A 17,840-nucleotide genomic window follows, 5' to 3' on the forward strand; every position below is an offset into this window, starting at 1 on the left:
TGAACTTACACTGAAATATATCGCTCTTGGGCTTATGATGTCAATCGTTTCGGTCAGGTTTGTCTCGTAAATACTAGTTATAGAAAGAGTTTCAGACGGTTAGCTTTTGGCAATCGTTAGGTGGTATATTAGAATCCAAATTGCAGTCAGAATAGCGAGGAATAATCAATGAGTTTAGAAGCTCTCGGAATGGTCGAAACCAAAGGTTTTATCGGTGCCGTTGAAGCGGCAGATGCGATGGTCAAGGCCGCAAATGTGCAACTGGTCGGAAAGGAATACATCGGTGCCGGTTTTGTGACGATATTCGTCAGAGGCGATGTCGGAGCTGTTAAGGCGGCAACGGATGCCGGTGCAGCAGCGGCACGTCGGGTCGGCGAATTGATCAGCGTGCACGTGATCCCACGTCCGCATCAGGAAGTCGAACGCGTTCTGCCTAAGGGCGGCCAGGTCGGCGTCAGCCCTGACGAGAAAGCCCTTCAAGGTGGCGGACGTCAACTCGGTTCAGGCGGGGCCGGAACGGGTTCAGCAGCCGAAGGCACTAAAACTAAGACAAAATAGTATTGCCAAGATCGCGCCGGTGAAACCGTCCTATATAAGAACGGTGAGCCGGAGCGTTCGTTTTGGCCGGACGCTCAATGGGTGACAAGGACCTAATTGCACAACAAGAGGCCCGCGACGCGGTGGACGCCGCTCGTATGGCTTTTGAGATCGTGTCAGAGTTTGACCAGCATAAGATAGATTCTATCTGTGATGCGATGTCACGCGTGGCTCTGATAAATGCCGCACGCCTCGGGCAAATGGCTCACGAAGAGACAGGTTTTGGAAACGCCGAGGATAAACGGGAAAAGAACCGATTTGCGGCCGAAGATGTTTGGAATCACTTCCGTAACCTAAAGACGGTCGGCGTTGTATCGGATACAAAGAATATCGTCGAGATCGTTAGTCCTCGCGGAGTCGTAGCCGCCATCATTCCGTCGACGAACCCAACCTCGACCGCAATATTTAAGATCATCATCGCGATCAAATCCAGAAATACCGTAGTGCTTTCCCCACATCCGTCGGCCGCGAAGTGTATTGCTGAAACGGCCAGATTGATGCGTGACGAAGGGATCAGACTCGGTCTTCCGGCGGATGCGATCAAGTGTCTGACCGTCTCCTCGCTTGAGGGGACTGAGGCTTTGATGAGGCATAAGAATACCGCGGTCATACTTGCTACGGGCGGCACGGGCCTCGTCCGTGCCGCGTATTCCTCCGGTAAACCGGCTTTTGGTGTCGGGCCGGGAAACGTCCCTTCATTTATTGAACGCTCTGCGAATATTGAAAAGGCGGTAGCAGATATTCTGACCGGCACTTGCTTCGATAATGGGACGATCTGTGCTTCTGAGCAGTCGGTCGTGGTCGATGCCCCGGTTGAGGCGGCGGTTCGAGAGCAGTTTAAGGCTCAAGGCGGTCACTTCCTGAATCCGGGCGATGCCGATGCTGTCGCAAAAGTACTCTTAACACCCCAGAGAACGCTCAATCCATTAATCGTTGGTCGATCTGCCGTTCATATTGCAGAACTTGCAGGGATCAATGTGCCGGACGGAACTCGCTGCTTGATCGCTGATTGCGCAGGTGTCGGACGAGAGTTTCCTTGGTCGGTCGAAAAGCTTTCGCCAATGCTCGCGTTCTTTGTGGTTGACGGTATAGAGCAAGGGGCAAATCGCTGTCGTGAAATTCTACAATTCGGCGGAATGGGCCATACAGCGGGAATGCATACCCAGGATCGGTCGGCGGCCGTACGGTATGGCGATCAGATGCCTGCGTCACGAATCATTATTAATTCGCCGACGACGCACGGAGCGATAGGATTTTCGACCGATCTATCGCCATCGATGACACTTGGTTGCGGGTCTTGGGGCGGAAACGTGACATCTGACAATGTGTCGCCGATCCATTTAATGGATATAAAACGCGTGGCATTTGAATCTAAGCCAATAAATATGCCGCGGCCCAAGTCAGTGCAGACCGCATCACCGGTCGCATCAACGTCGAAACGATCGGTTAGCCGCCAAGATATAGCGGCTCTGGTTGATGGCTTTCTAAAAGGCCGTCCGACGGCATTGGTGAACAAGCCGGAAATCGACTCCAAACCGCAAAGTGAGTCGCCGGTCAAAACGATTCTGCATCACCTTATACCTGAACCGCCGCCTGTCGCAGAGCGGCCGCCGGTGGCCGTAGATTTTGTTTGTGAGGACGATGTACGACGTGCGGATTCAAACAACGCCAAGATATTTATTAGCAAAAAGACGATCCTGACGCCATCGGCACGCGATCTGGGTAATGAAAGAGAGATATTTGTCTTAATGTAGTCTCCGGCATATTAGAATAGCGATGGCGAATTCTTCGAACAAGGGGCCCGTTTGTCACAAATGTGGTGCGGGAATAAGACCCGAAACACAGTTTTGTTACGGGTGTGGATCGTCACTGGTGAGTGACTTGAACGACGTCGATGCGACGTCTGCTACAACCTCGGTCGAGGCCGAATCGGAAAAGCAGCCGTCCGCGTCTGACAATAGTCTCGCCGAACTTGAGGCCAAGCTTTCGTCAGACTTTCCGCCGGCGGATCAGGCAAAGGCCAAATTAGAAACGGCTGCACGAGACAGAAAGCGGGCGAGGCGGACGACGAAAAAGCAGTTTGAGGTGGTATGGGAACCGGCGGACGCGGCATCATATCGGCACTATGGTCTAGTGGTCTTGCTGATATTCGTTGTCGCGGTCGCGATCGTGATCTTTACGGTTTTTTTGAAGTAGGCGGTGATGTGATGCTTACATCGGGAGCGTTATTCTTTATTGTTATATTCGGCGGAATGACTATGCTTTCGGCGGTGATATTGGTGTTTCGATATTTCATCAAACGTAGCCGTCAATAGTATCATCAGGGTGGATAGGAATTATTATGCAAGCACTAGGTATGGTGGAATGCTTTGGCTTGGTGGCGATGATCGAGGCGGCGGACGCTATGGTCAAATCTGCCAATGTGAAGCTGGTTGGGTATGAAAAGATCGATGCAGGCCTTGTAACGGCGATCGTTCGCGGCGAGGTCGGTGCCGTCAAAGCGGCGGTCGACGCAGGTGCGGCGGCGGCGCGTCGGATAGGAACGGTGACGGCGGTTCACGTCATTCCGCGTCCCCACGACGAAGTCGATGACGGTATCCCGGTACTATATACCGGTGAGACAAACCGTAAGAAAATATCTGGTTCGGTACCCGAAGCCTAATAGTCAGCACTTTATACAAAAAGGGCGAGTTGCCGATGAGCAACTCGCCCTTTTAATGTTTGGCGACGTCTTATCGTGGTTTTGGTGCCTGAACCGGTTTTTGCAGAGTGGGCGTCGAGCCCTCGGCAACTCGCCCGGTACGCGACACTGCAATGCGTTTTTGTTTGTTCGGGCCATCCTCGACAACGACCTTGATATTTCTAAAAGTTCCGTCGCGTGTGTCATTTGACGGGATATAGCCGATCGAATACTGCGTCCGTAATTCGTTTGAGATCTCTTTTGCAAGTGTCGGCAATTCGCCGACCGTACCCGGAAAGTACGCCTTTCCACCGGTCTCAGCAGCCATTCTTTCCAAAAAGGCTTTCGCCTTGCCTTGCGGGCTCTTGCCTATAAAACCACCCTCAGAACTCAGATCACCGACGAACCCTATCACGTAGATCTGTACCTCTGATTCACGCAGGAGCTCGAACAACTGCTTTTCGTTATAATAACTGTCGCGGTCTTCGCCATCGGAAACCAAAATGAGAGCACGGCGTTTACGGTCATTTTGCGCTTTTGATTTCTCATAATCGTCAACGTTTTCGACGGCGAGATAAACGGCGTCGATAATGGCAGTCTGTCCGCCCTCGATGTAAAGATTGTCGAGAGCATCGACCAGATCCGCCTTATTTGATGTGAAAGGTTGTTCGATACTTATCTTGTCGCGGCCGACAAATCGGACGATCGTAGTTTCATCTTCAGGCTTGTTTGTATCGATGAGGATCTTTCCGGCCTCTATCACCTTTTCAAGTTGCGGCCGTAAGCTGCCGGAATTATCGATCACAAGAGCGTAGTTGGTCGGTACATCTGCACGCGAAAAGAAATCGACTTCCTGAAGCTTATTATCTTCGAAGATCTTGAAATCCTTTTGTTGGAGATCATTGATGGGACGATTGTTGCGATCAACCACGCGAACGTTTAAGTTTACGAGTTCGGTGTCGACCTTGATGATCTCGTTCGGATCGTCGAATGGTGTCGGGGTCGGGGTCGGTTTTACGGCAACGGGGGACGGCGTCGGCGTGGCGGTCGACATCTTTTGGGCGGACGCCGTTTCGGTTAAGGCGTTTGCGCAAAAGACGCCGGCGGCGGCAAAGATAAGGCCAATCAGGGCAAGTTTATTTTTCATCGTGACAAATAGCGTACCGGATTCTCTAATTTGTGTTCGGCGTCGCGAAATAGCCTTCGCGTGCCCGGACGGTTAGACGCGGCAATCCTCTTGGGGGTTTGACCTTAACTTTCACTTTACGCCATTTTCCATTTGGTTCGAAATCCTTAGGAGTGTAACCGATCGAATATTGATGGCGCAGCTCCAGGGCGATCCTTTCAAATATCTCGTCCATTTCCACATCCGACTGCGGGTAGAAGGATTTTCCGCCCGTAACGGAACTAAGCTCATCCAGGAAGGACTGCCCCTGCATCCCGATCATACTCGTAGAGTCGCGCCCATCCATAATTCCGACCGAATACGTAACAACGTCGGACTCCTTCATCAGCCGTCGGACTTCGCCAAAATTATATCGTGAAGCATTGTCCTGGCCGTCACTGATTATGAGCATCGCTCTTTTTTGATGGGTGCCGCGTGTTACTCGTTCTGTGCCGAGATAGACCGCATCGTAGAGTGCCGTGTTCTGACGCGGTTCGACGAGTGTGAGCTTTTTTAAGACCGCATCACCGTCACGCGAACGATCAAGCAACAACTGAGCACGATTGTTAAAAGCGATCAGAAAATACTCGTCGTTCGGATGGCTGGTGCTGATAAAGCGGGATAGTGCATTTCGGGCTTTGGCGATCTTTTGCCCGCTCATCGAACCGGAAACGTCAAAAAGGATTCCGATCGAGACCGGAGCGTCACTGTCGCTAAAAAACGTGATCTCCTGATCCTGATTATTGTCGTTGATAGTAAACGCTTTCTTATTGAGCCCGGAAACATAACGCCCGTAAAGATCAGTGACTGTCAAAGTGAGCGTAACGAGATCGGTCTTGACGCGGACTGGTGCGTCATTGCGGTCGTCGACAAATTGCGGAGTCGGCGTTGGAGATGGCTGGACTTGGGCGTGTGTAACCGATGCCAACGATATTAAGGCAAACAGTAGGAATAATACATATAACTGCCGCGGGAATAACCTTGGCCGTGAGAACAGATTTGGGAACATATTTGACTCCGTTCGACTCTTATATCGTAAAAGAACGACGCACCTATCGCAAGATAGACTTATGATGATGGGGAAATTGGTTTGGTTGTTCCCGACAGTCCAAAAAAGCGATAAAAGCTGTTTCGACGCAACATTTGGCAAATTCCGGCGTGCTATAATTCTGAGACGTTGTAGCATCAGATATTTGGACTGGTTTGAACTGGGTGCTGCCCGCCGGGAGTTTGGAACTTGATAGGATTTTGTCACACGACCTATGGCTGAATTTGTTTGCAGACTGGGAACGCCATCCGGCGAGATCGTGACCCGCATCGTCGAGGCGAGTGCGGTCGATGAGGCACGCCGTCGACTCGAAGAAGAAGGCTTTAGAGTATTCAATATTGCGAGTTCCGAAAGCGGACTTTCGGCAATGCTATCGCTTGGCCGCGGGTCAAAAGGCAAAGTCAAACAGGCTGATTTCCTGCTTTTTAATCAACAGTTTTCGGCATTGTTGCGCGCGGGTATTCCGGTGCTGCAGTCGATCGGCCTACTCAAAACAAGAACGGCGTCTGAAAATCTCCGAATTGTGCTTGTCGACGTCGAGGAAAAGATCAAAAGTGGCGTTCCGCTCTCTGAGGCCTTCGAAGCACAGGGCCTTTTCCCGAAGATCTATACTGCATCTATTCTCGCAGGCGAAAAGAGCGGTGCTTTGGACGACGTTCTATCGCGTTTTGTCACCTACTTGAAGCGTAGCGTCGGGATCTCGCGCAAGCTCCGGGGAGCATTGGCATACCCCGCGTTTTTGCTCGTCGCTGCGACGATGATGGTGGCATTCTTGACGCTTTACATCGTTCCGCGAATGTCGGATCTGTTCAAAGGACTGAGTGCAAATCGCGGACTGCCGACGGTCACGGTGGTCGTGCTCGCGATCTCGACCGGCGTCGCAAATAATATTTGGTGGCTTGCACCACTTCTGCTTGTTGTCGGCCTCGGAATGTACATTTGGCTCCGGACCGCTAACGGCAGACTGATGCTGCACCGCTTTTTACTTAAATTGCCAGTCGCGGGCCAGTTGATCAGGAATATGGCGACGGCCCAACTCTCCCGCTCGCTGTCTACGCTACTCTCGGGCGGCATTACTGTGCCTGATTCGTGGGATATCGCATCTCAGGCCTTGAACAACCTCGAGCTTCGCCGCCGGAGTCAAGCTGTCTCGTCGATGATCCGTGAGGGCCGGGGGTTTACGGAGGCGCTGGAACAAGCGAACTGGATACCGGAACTTGGCCTGGATATGATCGGAATCGGAGAGAAATCCGGCAGCTTGAGAGAAATGCTTGACGAGGTCGCATTATTTTATGATGCAGAGGCCGAGGTCCGGCTCGAACAACTTACAACCTTGCTTGAGCCTGCGATACTTTTATTTATGGCGGGTATCGTTGTAGTCATACTGTTGGCGATCTATTTGCCGATCATACAGACGATCTCGTCGGGGCCGTTCGGCGGCAAGAAATAGAGGCAGGCCGCATTTACATATAAAGAAAATGAGCTCAGAAGTTTCAACCACAACATCATTACCTAAGATCGAGCTGACGGATTTTCTCGAAAACGAACCGCCTGAGGTGCTCGAGGCAAAGGAACTTGCCCGGCGTTACCGTATGCCGTATGTCGATCTGCTGCCGCCGGACAAATCGTCGCCGGTCGATCAGGTTGAGCTAAGCAAGATCCCGGTAGATCTGATGCTTAGAAATCAGATCGTCCCATTAAAGCGCGATGGCAATAATCTCTATGTCGCAATGGCCGACCCCACGAATCTGGAACGTCTCGACGAGCTTGAAAACGTCCTTAACGTCAGGATCGTCCCGCACGTTTCCACCGCCGGTGCGATAGATGTCGTGTTAAAGAAGGGTGACGCTACCCAGAGAGTGATGGCCGAGGCAGCCTCGTCCTTCAAGATATCTTTGGTCAAAGAGACCGATCAGGGCGACGAAGTACTTGATCTTGACCGTCTGGCAAATGACTCCGAGATGTCGCCGATCATCAAACTTGTGGACACGGTGCTCTACAACGCGATGGAATCGCGGGCATCGGACATCCATATCGAGACGCGCGAACGCGATGTGCAAGTCAAATTTCGCATCGACGGAGCTCTTTATGCCAAGGTCGATCCGATAGACATCGCCTACCACCAAACGCTAATTTCACGTATCAAGGTTATGTCAGAACTCGACATTGCCGAACGCCGGATCCCGCAGGACGGCCGATTCCGAGTAAGGTATAAAGGCCGCACGGTCGATTTTCGTGTCTCGATCATGCCGACTGTTTTTGGTGAAGATGCGGTGATCCGTATCCTCGATAAGGAGCAGATCAACGAGAGTTTCAAGAATCTGGATCTGGATGTGGTCGGATTTGACGACGAGGACGTTCGTCGATTTCGCCTATACATAAAAGAACCGTACGGAATGGTACTCGTTACAGGCCCGACCGGTTCGGGTAAGACCACCACGCTCTACGCTGCCCTTAACGAGATCCGTAACGATGAGGACAAGATCATCACGATCGAGGATCCGGTCGAGTATCAACTTCACGGTATCGTCCAGATCCCCGTAAACGAAAAGAAGGGTCTGACATTTGCTCGCGGGCTGAGGTCTATACTGCGTCACGATCCTGACAAGATAATGGTCGGTGAGATCCGCGACGAAGAGACGGCTCAGATCGCGATCCAATCGGCTTTAACCGGCCACCTCGTGTTTACGACCGTTCACGCCAACAATGTTATCGACGTGATCGGCCGATTTCTGAATATGGGTGTCGAGCCTTACAACTTTGTTTCATCGCTCAACTGTGTGCTTGCCCAACGGCTTGTCAGATTGCTTTGCCCGATCTGCAAAAGGCCGTATCAGCCGACCGAAGATGAGTTGATCGAATCCGGTATGCGGCCCGAGGACGTTGGCGATCGGTCATTTTATCGAAATGTCGGTTGTGATGCGTGTAATCATACGGGGTATCGAGGTCGTTCGGCCATACACGAATTGCTTGATATGTCAGATAATATTCGCGAGATGATCATTGAGCGGCGTCCGGGCTCCGAGATTCGTCGGCAGGCTGAGAAAGAGGGGCTCTCCAGTCTCAGAGAATCAGCCGTCAAAAAGGTTTTTGCCGGGCAAACGACGCTCTACGAGATCAATCGGGTCACATTTGTCGAGGAAATAAAGGGATGATCAAACGATCTATCGCACTTATTGCTGTAATCATAGGCTCGCTTTATGCCGTCCACGCGCAAACGCCCGGTAACCCGGAAAACTGGTGTCGAAACGGCCTTTTTCCTGAAGATTCAAAAGAGTTTAAGATCGGGACCGTAAAAGCGATCGCTTCGAAGTCAAAGCGGACATACTTTTTCAATGACTATGAAACTGCGTGTCCAACGAGTGAGGCGTGCCGTACAAAGTCATATATCATACCCGGCGATCGGGTCATAGTTTCGAGAGTTTATAAGGGGTTCGCGTGCTCTTGGTATTTCGGCAAAACGGGGAGCGAAACCACTGGATGGATCAAGGCCTCTGACCTCGATATCGCGACGCCCATTGCGAAAACGCCGATCCGAGCGTGGCTCGGAAACTGGGGATACGGCGAGAACAGCATCACTCTTACTGAGAATAAATTACCACAAACACTAAATGTTTCCGGCGAGGCATTCTGGAAAGGCTTAGGTGACAATATTCACTTTGGCGAACTGGACGGTCTGGCCGCCCCGAAAGGGAACGTCCTCAAGTTTGGCGAGGCCGACACGGATGAGTATGCGTGCAAAGCAACTATGCATCTCGTCGGCGGGTACTTGATCGTCGCCGACAATCGTTATTGCGGCGGAGCGAACGTCACGTTTACAGGTGTGTACCGCAAGACGATAAAGTAGGTTGTGGAATGCTCTATCTGATCAGGTCACTGTAGACGGCGGGATCGACGTTGCCGCCGCTCACGATCAGACATATCTTTTGCCCACGAAATCTTTCGGCGTCCGCGAGGACCGCACCAAGTGATAGGGCGCCTGTTGGCTCCGATTTAAGATTGGCGAGATCGAAATACATTTTCACGGCCTCCGATAGTTTTTCGTCAGAAACCTCCATAATATCGACCACGCCATCCTTAATGATCTCCCAATTCAGTTTGCCTAGCGAGATGGTCCGAGCACCGTCGGCAATGGTCGATGGTTCAGTTTCATTTGCGATCAATGTTACGGCTTTCAGTGATCGTGAGGCATCGTTTCCGAGTAGTGGCTCAGCCCCATATACTTTTGTATTTTTTCCACTGCGGCATAATCCCGTGACAATGCCTGAGATGAGTCCACCGCCGCCGACAGGCGTAATGACGGCATCAAAATCACGTCCGGCAATTTCGTCCCCGATCGATGCGTTGCCCTCGATCACGTATTTGTCATCGTAGGCGCTGGCAAAATACGCATCAGGCATTAAAGCGGCTAATTGGGCGACGCGCTCATTGCGGCCGATTTTGGTCGTGTCGACCAGATCGACCGTTGCACCAAAACTGCGAACGGCGTCGATCTTTACCGTTGCCGAAGTGGACGGCATTACCACGGTGCATTTTTTTCCGACGAGTTTGCAGGCATATGCGAGTGCTTGACCGAAATTGCCTGATGACGCCGTCAAAATCTCATTTTGTTCGACATTCGACGCCAAATTATACGCCGCCCGAAACTTAAAGCTGCCGGTATGCTGAAAGGTCTCGCTCGCGAGTGTGACGTCGAGCCCCAGGTGATCTCGTAATTTTGACGATTCGATGAAAGTCGTCGGCCGGATCGCTTCGATCAATGATCTCATTTGTTTAGAATCTACCAGACAGGCTAAAATCGTCAAGAACAATGAATAAAGAATTTGTCGCCGCCCTGCCAAATAAATTTGTCGAAAATACCCGTACACTTTGTGGAGAAAGGGGCGAAAAGTGGCTTAATGACCTGCCGGATACCATCGCGGCACTTGAAAAAGAGTGGAACATCACCGCTGCCGGTCATTTCCGTAACCTTTCGTACAACTATGTTGCGAATGCATCATTGTCGGACGGTACGCCTGCCGTAATAAAAGTCGCCCTACCGCTCAACGACGTTGAGATCTATGGCGAGGCGGCGTATTTGCAGGCGATCGACGGACATGGAGCAGTTGAGTGCCTCAGATTCGACCGTGAACGTCAAGCCGTTTTGCTCGAGCGGATAACTCCCGGAGTCAATCTCAGATCGGAGTGCAGGAAAGATCGTGAGCGGGCAGTCGGTGTCGGCATTGACCTGTTAAAGCGTCTTTTGCGTCCTGTGCCAACTGAGGTCGATGACTATATAAATTTGGACGATTGGTTTGACGGGCTGCGAAACTCCGAGGGTACGGCCTTTCCGCAGGACCTCGCTGAAAGGGCTCTTGCCTTTTACGCTGAACTCTCGACTGACACTGGTAATACGTTCTTGATCCACGGTGATCTGCATCACGATAATATTCTGACGGCGAAACGTGAGAAGTTTCTTGCCATTGACCCGAAAGGGATGGTCGGCCACGTTGGTTACGATATTGGCGTATTTCTGAATCACCATCGTGATTGGCTTGACTGGGATACGAGGCTTGACGGCAAGATGGACCGGGCTGTCACTCATTTTGCTACTGCATTCGACCTCGAAGAGGTCGTCGTTCGAAAATGGGCGTTCTGCAAGATGGTTTTGACCTGGTGGTGGTTATTCGACGAGATGCCCGAGATGTTCTCCGACGAACTCGGCTTCTCGGACGTCTGGAAAGTTTGAATTAGCGACTGAAAATTCTAGAATACTAAAGGCGTACTTACCACAGAGGGCACACAGGACTCAGAGATTGTGTGAGCGTGTTTTTCGATATCAAGTCTTCTTTCTAAGTGATCTCTGTGGTGGGACCAACATTATGACCAAAGCACATTTCGGAATGATCGGGCTCGGGACAATGGGCCGCAATTTTCTACTAAATATCGCCGAACACGGCATTAGCGGTGTCGGATATGACCTCGACGCTGACAAACGAGCTCTGTTGCTGCAAGAGGGAGCCGGAATGCCGGTAGCTGTCGGTGTCGACCTGCCTGATTTTCTAGCGAAACTCGAATCTCCCAGGAATATTATGCTACTTGTGCCGGCCGGGCCGATAGTAGATAAAGTGATCGCCGACCTCGTCCCGCACCTTGATCCGGACGATCTGATCATTGACGGTGGCAACTCACATTTTACCGACACCGATTGTCGAATCGCCGAACTTGACGCGAAAAATATTGGCTTTATGGGTATCGGTGTCAGCGGCGGCGAGGAAGGTGCGCGTCACGGTGCGAGTATTATGCCGGGCGGCAAGATCGAATATTACAAACGCATCGAAACAACGCTGCAAGCCGTGTCAGCAAAAGTCGGCAGCGAACCGTGCGTTGCGTATATGGGCAGCGGATCGGCGGGCCATTTTGTCAAAATGGTCCATAACGGTATCGAATACGGCCTGATGCAGCTTATCGCTGAGACTTACGACCATCTAAAGACCGTCGCAGGGATGCAGTCGGACGAGATCGCACGCGTTTTTTCTAAGTGGAACGCGGGCCATTTGAATTCATTTCTAATAGAGATCACCTCTACCGTGCTTCAAAAACGGGATCCTGAAAGCGGCCAGTTTCTGGTGGATGAGATACTCGATACTGCGGGACAAAAGGGCACCGGCAAATGGACGTCCCAGGCGGCGATGGACCTCGGCGTACCGGTTCCGACAATAGACAGTGCGGTTACGATGCGGCAGATCTCTTCGCAAAAGAAGTTGCGCGGAGAACTCTCGAAATGTTACGACTTCGCAATTCCACAGGGTCATTCGCCGCTTTCCGTCGAAGAACTTGAACGTGCGCTGAAGGCCGCGTTTGTCGTCACTTATGCCCAAGGGCTCTCGATGCTCGCTGCCGCATCCAAGGAACACGGCTATGGCCTCGACATTGCTGAGATCGCCCGCATCTGGCGTGGTGGGTGCATTATCCGCTCGGCATTACTCGAGGATATAATGCGCGTGTATTCGGCAACTCCGGAGCTTGAAACAATTTTGATGGACAGCGATATTGCTAAAACTGTGGGAAGCAACGCTTTGGCAATACGCAAAATGGTGTCGTCCGCGGTCGGTCAGGGAATTCCGGCGATGTGCTTTGCGGCAACACTCGCTTATTTCGACGCCTTCCGAAGCGAGCGGCTTCCGGCGAACCTGATCCAGGCTCAGCGGGATTATTTCGGAGCTCACACTTACCAGCGAACCGATAAAGAAGGAACGTTTCACACCCCTGATTGGGATCAATAGCAAGCTTCTGCGAAATCCAATATGGCCGAGACGTCTGCCGAAGGGCACCTGTCTGATTGCTTCCCCGCGCCCACAGATCGAACGGATCACGGCAACTAACCGGACTCAATGCATAATCGTTTTGCTCTATCCGCTTGCAGCAATCGCAAAAGACCCAAGAAAAAGGCGGTCACACTGTGCTCAATTCGTCTTTTTTGCATCGGTTGCTATGTTACAAAAATCATAATTAGTGTAGTATCGTCCTAAATTTCCAACATTCCGGGAGCACAAAATATGCTGATGCGTTTGCTGAGTCTTTTCGCGATTTGCTTGTTTTCGGGTCATTTGTTCGCTCAAATGCCCGTCTCGTCTAATACTGACGATCTAAATAAGCAGTTAAAGCCGGTAAAGTGGCGTTCGATCGGACCGTTTCGCGGCGGGCGTTCAAATGCCGGAACCGGTGTGGTCGGAGACCCCAAAACCTATTATATGGGTACGACCGGCGGTGGTCTGTGGAAGACCGACGATATGGGCATTACGTGGCGAAACATATCTGACGGGTACTTTAAGACCGGCTCCATCGGCGCTATCGCCGTTGCCGAAAGCGACCCGAACGTTGTCTATGTCGGGATGGGCGAACACGCCGTTCGCGGAGTGATGACCCATCACGGCGACGGTGTATATCGTTCGACTGACGCCGGCAAGACTTGGAAAAAGATGGGGCTCGACGAAACTCAGCACATTTCGCGGATAATCGTTGACCCAAAGGATCCGAACGTACTTTTCGTAGCTGCCCAGGGAGCTCTGTATAGCCGTTCGTCGCAACGCGGTGTATATCGATCGTCCGATGGCGGTTCGACGTGGAAAAATATTCTTTTCGTCGATGACAAGACTGGCGCGTCTGAGTTGTCGATGGATATGACCAACACCCGCGTCCTATACGCCGCAATGTGGGAACACGGCAGATTGCCTTGGAAAGTGATAAGTGGCGGACCGGGAAGCGGACTTTATAAATCCGTTGATCGCGGCGAAACCTGGGAAAAGCTTAAGGACGGGCTACCGAACGAGATGGGAAAAATGTCCATCGCAGTCAGCCGTTCGAACCCTGAAAAAGTTTGGGCGTTGATCGAAAGCGATACGGAAAAGGATCAAGGTGGACTCTTTGTATCCAATAATGGCGGTAAAAATTGGAAACAGGTTTCCGACGACAATCGCTTGACGCAGAGGGCTTGGTATTACATCGAACTGTTCGTCGATCCAAAGAGTGAAAATACGCTCTACGTACTGAGTGCACCGGCTTTACGTTCAAACGATGGTGGACGGACCTGGGAGACGCTGTCGGGAACACACGGTGACTTTCACGATCTGTGGATCAATCCCGACAACCCGAATAATTTCATAATTTCCAATGACGGTGGTTCCGCCGTCACCTTTAATAAGGGGAAGAGCTGGAGTACGCAGAGCAATATGCCGACGGCACAGTTCTACCGTATAAACGTCGATAATCAGTTTCCGTATCGTATTTACGGCGGACAGCAGGATAGTACGTCGGTGTCGATCGCCAGCCGCGAATTTGGCGGCGGAGGCATTACGGCTTCAAGTTGGACGTCGTCGGCCGGAGGTGAAAGTGCATTTCTGGCATTCGATCCGAATGATCCCAAATTCGTGCTTGGCGGCAGCTATCAGGGAACGATCGGAGTGCTAGACGTAAGGGCAAAGGCCGACACAAATATAATGGCCGCACCGAACCAATATCTGGGGATGGATGCCAAGGACATTAAGTATCGTTATAACTGGAATGCTCCCATTATCTGGAGCAAACACGAACCGAACACCTACTATCACGGCTCGCAGTATTTGCTCAAGACCGGCGATATGGGCAAGACGTGGAAAGAGGTCTCGCCGGATCTAACGCGAAATGAGAAGGACAAACAGGGGAAAGGCGGCGGACCGTTTACAAACGAAGCAGTCGGAGCGGAAAATTACGGCACTCTCTCATATATAGCCGAGTCGCCTCACGAAAAGGGCGTGATCTGGACCGGAAGTGACGACGGACTTGTTCAACTTACACGCGATGGCGGAGCTACCTGGAAAAATGTCACACCGCCGGGGCTTGCCGAATGTCTGATAAATGCGATCGAGATATCGCCCTTCGATAAGGCGACGGCGTACATCGCAACCACCCGTTATAAATTCAACGACCATTCGCCCGGCCTTTATAAGACCTCAGATTACGGGGCGACTTGGACGAAGATCAACAACGGGATACCGGCAGATGCTTTCACGCGCGTTGTCCGTGAGGATGAAGTTCGAAAGGGATTGCTTTTTGCCGGAACCGAGCTTGGCGTTTTTATCTCTTGGAACGGCGGATCAGATTGGACGCCGTTTCAGCTAAATTTGCCGGTAACGCCGATCACCGATCTGCGTGTACACCAAGGCAATCTGATCGCCTCCACATCCGGGCGATCGTTCTGGATACTAGACGATCTAAATGTGATTCGGCAGTACGCTAAGAATATGCCGGCGTTTTCGGTTTATCAAGCATCTCCGGCATACATAGCAAATGGTTCAAGCGAACTTGACGATTCGGATAGTGAATTTACCGGTGCAAACCGATTTCGAGGAGTCAATCCCGCAAACGGCGTTGTTTTTTATTACAATCTCCCCGAAATTAAAAAGACCGATGAAGTGACGCTTGAGATACGTGACGCCGCCGGCGTTATTGTGAACACATTTTCATCGACGCCCGACGCCGCATATCGAAAATGGGATGGTGGCCCGGACGAAGACCCGTCGCTCGCCAAGTCCACGGGCCTCAATCGATTCGTGTGGAATATGCGTCACCGGACTATCCCGGGCGTTCCGGGTGTATATATCGAGAGCAGTTACGCCGGGCATAAAGCATCGCCGGGCAAGTTTACCGCTATCTTTAAGGTCGCAGGACAAACAGTTACTTCCGGATTTGAGATATTGCCCAACCCGCTTTATCCGACCACACCGGCAGAATATCTTGAATATCATAAGTTGATGCTACGTATGGAGGGCGAGGCGGCCACGATGCACCGTCTGGTCAACAGCCTGTATGCTAAACAACTACAATTATCAGGCATTCTTAAGGGCTTACCGACGGTCGATAAATTTGCCGCGATTCGGAAAAGTGGCGAAGAACTGGTAAAACGACTCAAGGCCTGGGACGAGGAAATGATTCAACGAAAGGCAAAAGCGTATGATGACGTAGATAATTTCCCCAACAAATTCACAGCCAATTATTTGTTCCTGATGAACCAGACGGAAAGTGATATTCCGCGCATCAATCAACCATCGATCGACCGGCTTGCGGAACTCACCACACAATGGGCCGGACTTCGTTCTCGAGCGGCCGAACTGAACGAGAAGGATATTCCGGCATTGAACAAATTACTTTGGGAGGCAGGAGTCGGTGCCGTTTGGGAAAAGTAACGCGTGGGTCAAACAATCTCTGGTTTCACCGTACTTTCGACGATCTCCCACGCGTGTTCAGCTTTTAGCAGTTTGGACATCAGTGATGCGTGTACCGCGTGGCCGGACTTTTCAGCGGTGACTTTGCCCTTGATCGGCATACCCAGAAGTGCAAGGTCGCCGATAATGTCGAGTATCTTGTGTCTGACGAATTCATCGTCAAAACGCAGTGGCGTCTCATTGAGCATACCGTTCTCGGTCAACACTATGGCGTTGTCAAGGCTACCGCCAAGGGCTAGATTCGCTTTTCGAAGCATATCGATCTCGTGGGTAAATCCAAAAGTACGGGCCGACGCGATCTCCTTACCGAAAGATCCTTTCTTGAAGACGAAATTTAGCTGCTGCCGCTCGATAAACGGGTGCGGAAAATCAATGAGACAGTCGATCTCAAATTCTTCCGATGGTTCGATCGCCATCTTGCGATCGCCTTGAACGTATTCGACGCGCTCGAGGATCCGCAAAATATGTCTTGGGGAGTCCTGTTCGACTAAACCCGCATTTTCGATCAACGCGATAAAATCCTCGCTTGAACCATCCAAAATTGGTATCTCGATATTGTCGAGATCGATGAAGCAGTTGTCGACGCTCATTCCTCGAAGTGCGGAAAGTAGATGTTCGCACGTCGATAGCACAACGCCTCGGCGCACGAGTGTGGTGGCGTACGAGCAATGCGAAATATATTCGACCGATGCCGGGATCTCGAAATTATCCAGATCTGTGCGCACAAATATATATCCCGTGTTTGCAGGTGCCGGACGGAGCGTCATATTTACGTCAGCTCCGGTATGGAGTCCGACGCCGTTTACTTTGATCGGTTTTGCAAGTGTTGTTTGTTTCATTAACTAAGTCTGCACGCTCAATTGCAATGCCCGTGCCATCGACCCGGATTACTGAGAATCATATATTTGCCTCGAAATAAGCGAGTTTTAGGTACGGATCGCGACAAATCTGTTGGTCTTGCGCCACATCGCTGTGGCTGAATTTACTATTCGGCATTCACGATTTACAATTTACTAAAGTATGGCAATTGAAACCGCCGGCCAGAAAGCCGTTAAGATCACAAAGATACGCATTGAAAACGCGTCAACAATAACGTTACCGAAAGACACTCAGGGAACCGTCAATAAAGTTCTTGATTTCCTACCCGTCGAGCAGTATCGGGGTGTGGAGCGCATAAAGCTCGTCGATTTTATCAACGACCCGCGTTTGAAGAATATGGATATTCCCGTCCCTGGCGACCTGCCGGGCCTATATCATCCGCGTGCGGGCAATCAAGCACCGTGGTTCGAACTGTCAATGGGCGCTCTGCTACAGCCGACTGAGGGATTTGTTAAGAAATTTATGGCGAAGAGTGGATTTAAGGGCAACATAGCTGGTCTTCTATTCTCGCTTGTAGGTCAACACTACTTCCTTACCCAGAAACATTCGGTCAAACGAACCGCCCTTGAACCGCAGATTCGTCAGTACGCTGAGAAAAATCTGAAGCGTTGGAGTGAAAAGCAGTCGGAGGGCAGTATTCGGGCAAAGCTATTCAAACCGTTCCGTCCGTATCTCGAACGCTGGGCAAAATGGCTGAACAAAAAGGCTGCGGCCGCACAAAAGTAACAC

15 protein-coding genes are annotated in these 17,840 nt (G+C 51.3%); 11 read left to right on the plus strand and 4 right to left on the minus strand.

The window, feature by feature from the left end:
- Positions 1–168 precede the first annotated feature (168 nt).
- The 4 genes from IPQ00_00525 to IPQ00_00540 all read left to right on the plus strand — a co-directional run bounded on the left by IPQ00_00525 (position 169) and on the right by IPQ00_00540 (position 3,259).
- Positions 169–558, plus strand: coding sequence for a BMC domain-containing protein (locus IPQ00_00525; protein ID MBL0239053.1), 390 nt, complete (start codon positions 169–171; stop codon positions 556–558).
- A gap of 77 nt (positions 559–635) precedes the next feature.
- Positions 636–2,351: an aldehyde dehydrogenase family protein gene (locus IPQ00_00530; protein ID MBL0239054.1), complete on the plus strand. Its 1,716-nt coding sequence runs from the start codon at positions 636–638 to the stop codon at positions 2,349–2,351.
- Positions 2,352–2,469: 118 nt separating this feature from the next.
- Positions 2,470–2,793: a hypothetical protein gene (locus IPQ00_00535; GenBank protein ID MBL0239055.1), complete on the plus strand. Its 324-nt coding sequence runs from the start codon at positions 2,470–2,472 to the stop codon at positions 2,791–2,793.
- Positions 2,794–2,932: 139 nt separating this feature from the next.
- Positions 2,933–3,259, plus strand: a complete 327-nt coding sequence (locus IPQ00_00540; protein MBL0239056.1) for a BMC domain-containing protein — start codon at positions 2,933–2,935, stop codon at positions 3,257–3,259.
- Between the two features lie 70 nt (positions 3,260–3,329).
- On the opposite strand, the gene IPQ00_00545 is transcribed toward IPQ00_00540, so the two are convergent.
- Together IPQ00_00545 and IPQ00_00550 are read right to left on the minus strand one after the other, a co-directional pair.
- Entirely contained in the window at positions 3,330–4,424 is a 1,095-nt protein-coding gene (locus IPQ00_00545) for a VWA domain-containing protein (protein ID MBL0239057.1), read from the minus strand.
- A gap of 25 nt (positions 4,425–4,449) precedes the next feature.
- Positions 4,450–5,370 (minus strand): VWA domain-containing protein, encoded by a 921-nt coding sequence (locus IPQ00_00550; GenBank protein ID MBL0239058.1) that lies wholly within the window; start codon positions 5,368–5,370, stop codon positions 4,450–4,452.
- Between the two features lie 334 nt (positions 5,371–5,704).
- Between IPQ00_00550 and IPQ00_00555 the strand changes: the two genes are divergently transcribed.
- Genes IPQ00_00555 through IPQ00_00565 form a run of 3 tightly spaced genes read left to right on the plus strand, consistent with a single transcriptional unit; the run spans position 5,705 to position 9,337 of the window.
- On the plus strand, positions 5,705–6,940 hold the full coding sequence (locus IPQ00_00555; GenBank protein MBL0239059.1) for a type II secretion system F family protein: 1,236 nt from the start codon (positions 5,705–5,707) through the stop codon (positions 6,938–6,940).
- A gap of 28 nt (positions 6,941–6,968) precedes the next feature.
- On the plus strand, positions 6,969–8,645 hold the full coding sequence (locus tag IPQ00_00560) for a type II/IV secretion system protein (GenBank protein ID MBL0239060.1): 1,677 nt from the start codon (positions 6,969–6,971) through the stop codon (positions 8,643–8,645).
- Positions 8,642–9,337 carry a hypothetical protein gene (locus tag IPQ00_00565; GenBank protein ID MBL0239061.1) on the plus strand — a complete coding sequence of 232 codons (696 nt, stop codon included), beginning with the start codon at positions 8,642–8,644 and terminating at the stop codon, positions 9,335–9,337. Before IPQ00_00560 ends, IPQ00_00565 begins: the two co-directional genes overlap by 4 nt.
- A gap of 13 nt (positions 9,338–9,350) precedes the next feature.
- Here IPQ00_00565 and IPQ00_00570 read toward each other — a convergent pair whose 3' ends face one another.
- On the minus strand, positions 9,351–10,259 hold the full coding sequence (locus IPQ00_00570) for a threonine/serine dehydratase (protein MBL0239062.1): 909 nt from the start codon (positions 10,257–10,259) through the stop codon (positions 9,351–9,353).
- A gap of 41 nt (positions 10,260–10,300) precedes the next feature.
- Between IPQ00_00570 and IPQ00_00575 the strand changes: the two genes are divergently transcribed.
- The 3 genes from IPQ00_00575 (at position 10,301) to IPQ00_00585 (ending at position 16,193) form a co-directional block, all read left to right on the plus strand.
- On the plus strand, positions 10,301–11,218 hold the full coding sequence (locus IPQ00_00575; protein ID MBL0239063.1) for a phosphotransferase: 918 nt from the start codon (positions 10,301–10,303) through the stop codon (positions 11,216–11,218).
- A gap of 133 nt (positions 11,219–11,351) precedes the next feature.
- Complete coding sequence (gndA, locus tag IPQ00_00580; GenBank protein MBL0239064.1) at positions 11,352–12,755, plus strand: NADP-dependent phosphogluconate dehydrogenase; 1,404 nt, start codon at positions 11,352–11,354, stop codon at positions 12,753–12,755.
- Positions 12,756–13,034: 279 nt separating this feature from the next.
- Positions 13,035–16,193 carry a glycosyl hydrolase gene (locus IPQ00_00585; protein MBL0239065.1) on the plus strand — a complete coding sequence of 1,053 codons (3,159 nt, stop codon included), beginning with the start codon at positions 13,035–13,037 and terminating at the stop codon, positions 16,191–16,193.
- Positions 16,194–16,201: 8 nt separating this feature from the next.
- Here the strand turns inward: IPQ00_00585 and IPQ00_00590 are convergent, their stop codons facing one another.
- Positions 16,202–17,071, minus strand: coding sequence for a UDP-3-O-acyl-N-acetylglucosamine deacetylase (locus IPQ00_00590; protein MBL0239066.1), 870 nt, complete (start codon positions 17,069–17,071; stop codon positions 16,202–16,204).
- Between the two features lie 181 nt (positions 17,072–17,252).
- Between IPQ00_00590 and IPQ00_00595 the strand changes: the two genes are divergently transcribed.
- On the plus strand, positions 17,253–17,837 hold the full coding sequence (locus IPQ00_00595) for a hypothetical protein (GenBank protein MBL0239067.1): 585 nt from the start codon (positions 17,253–17,255) through the stop codon (positions 17,835–17,837).
- Positions 17,838–17,840: the final 3 nt, after the last annotated feature.

The sequence above is a fragment of the Chloracidobacterium sp. genome (genome assembly GCA_016720705.1).
Classification (GTDB): domain Bacteria; phylum Acidobacteriota; class Blastocatellia; order Pyrinomonadales; family Pyrinomonadaceae; genus OLB17.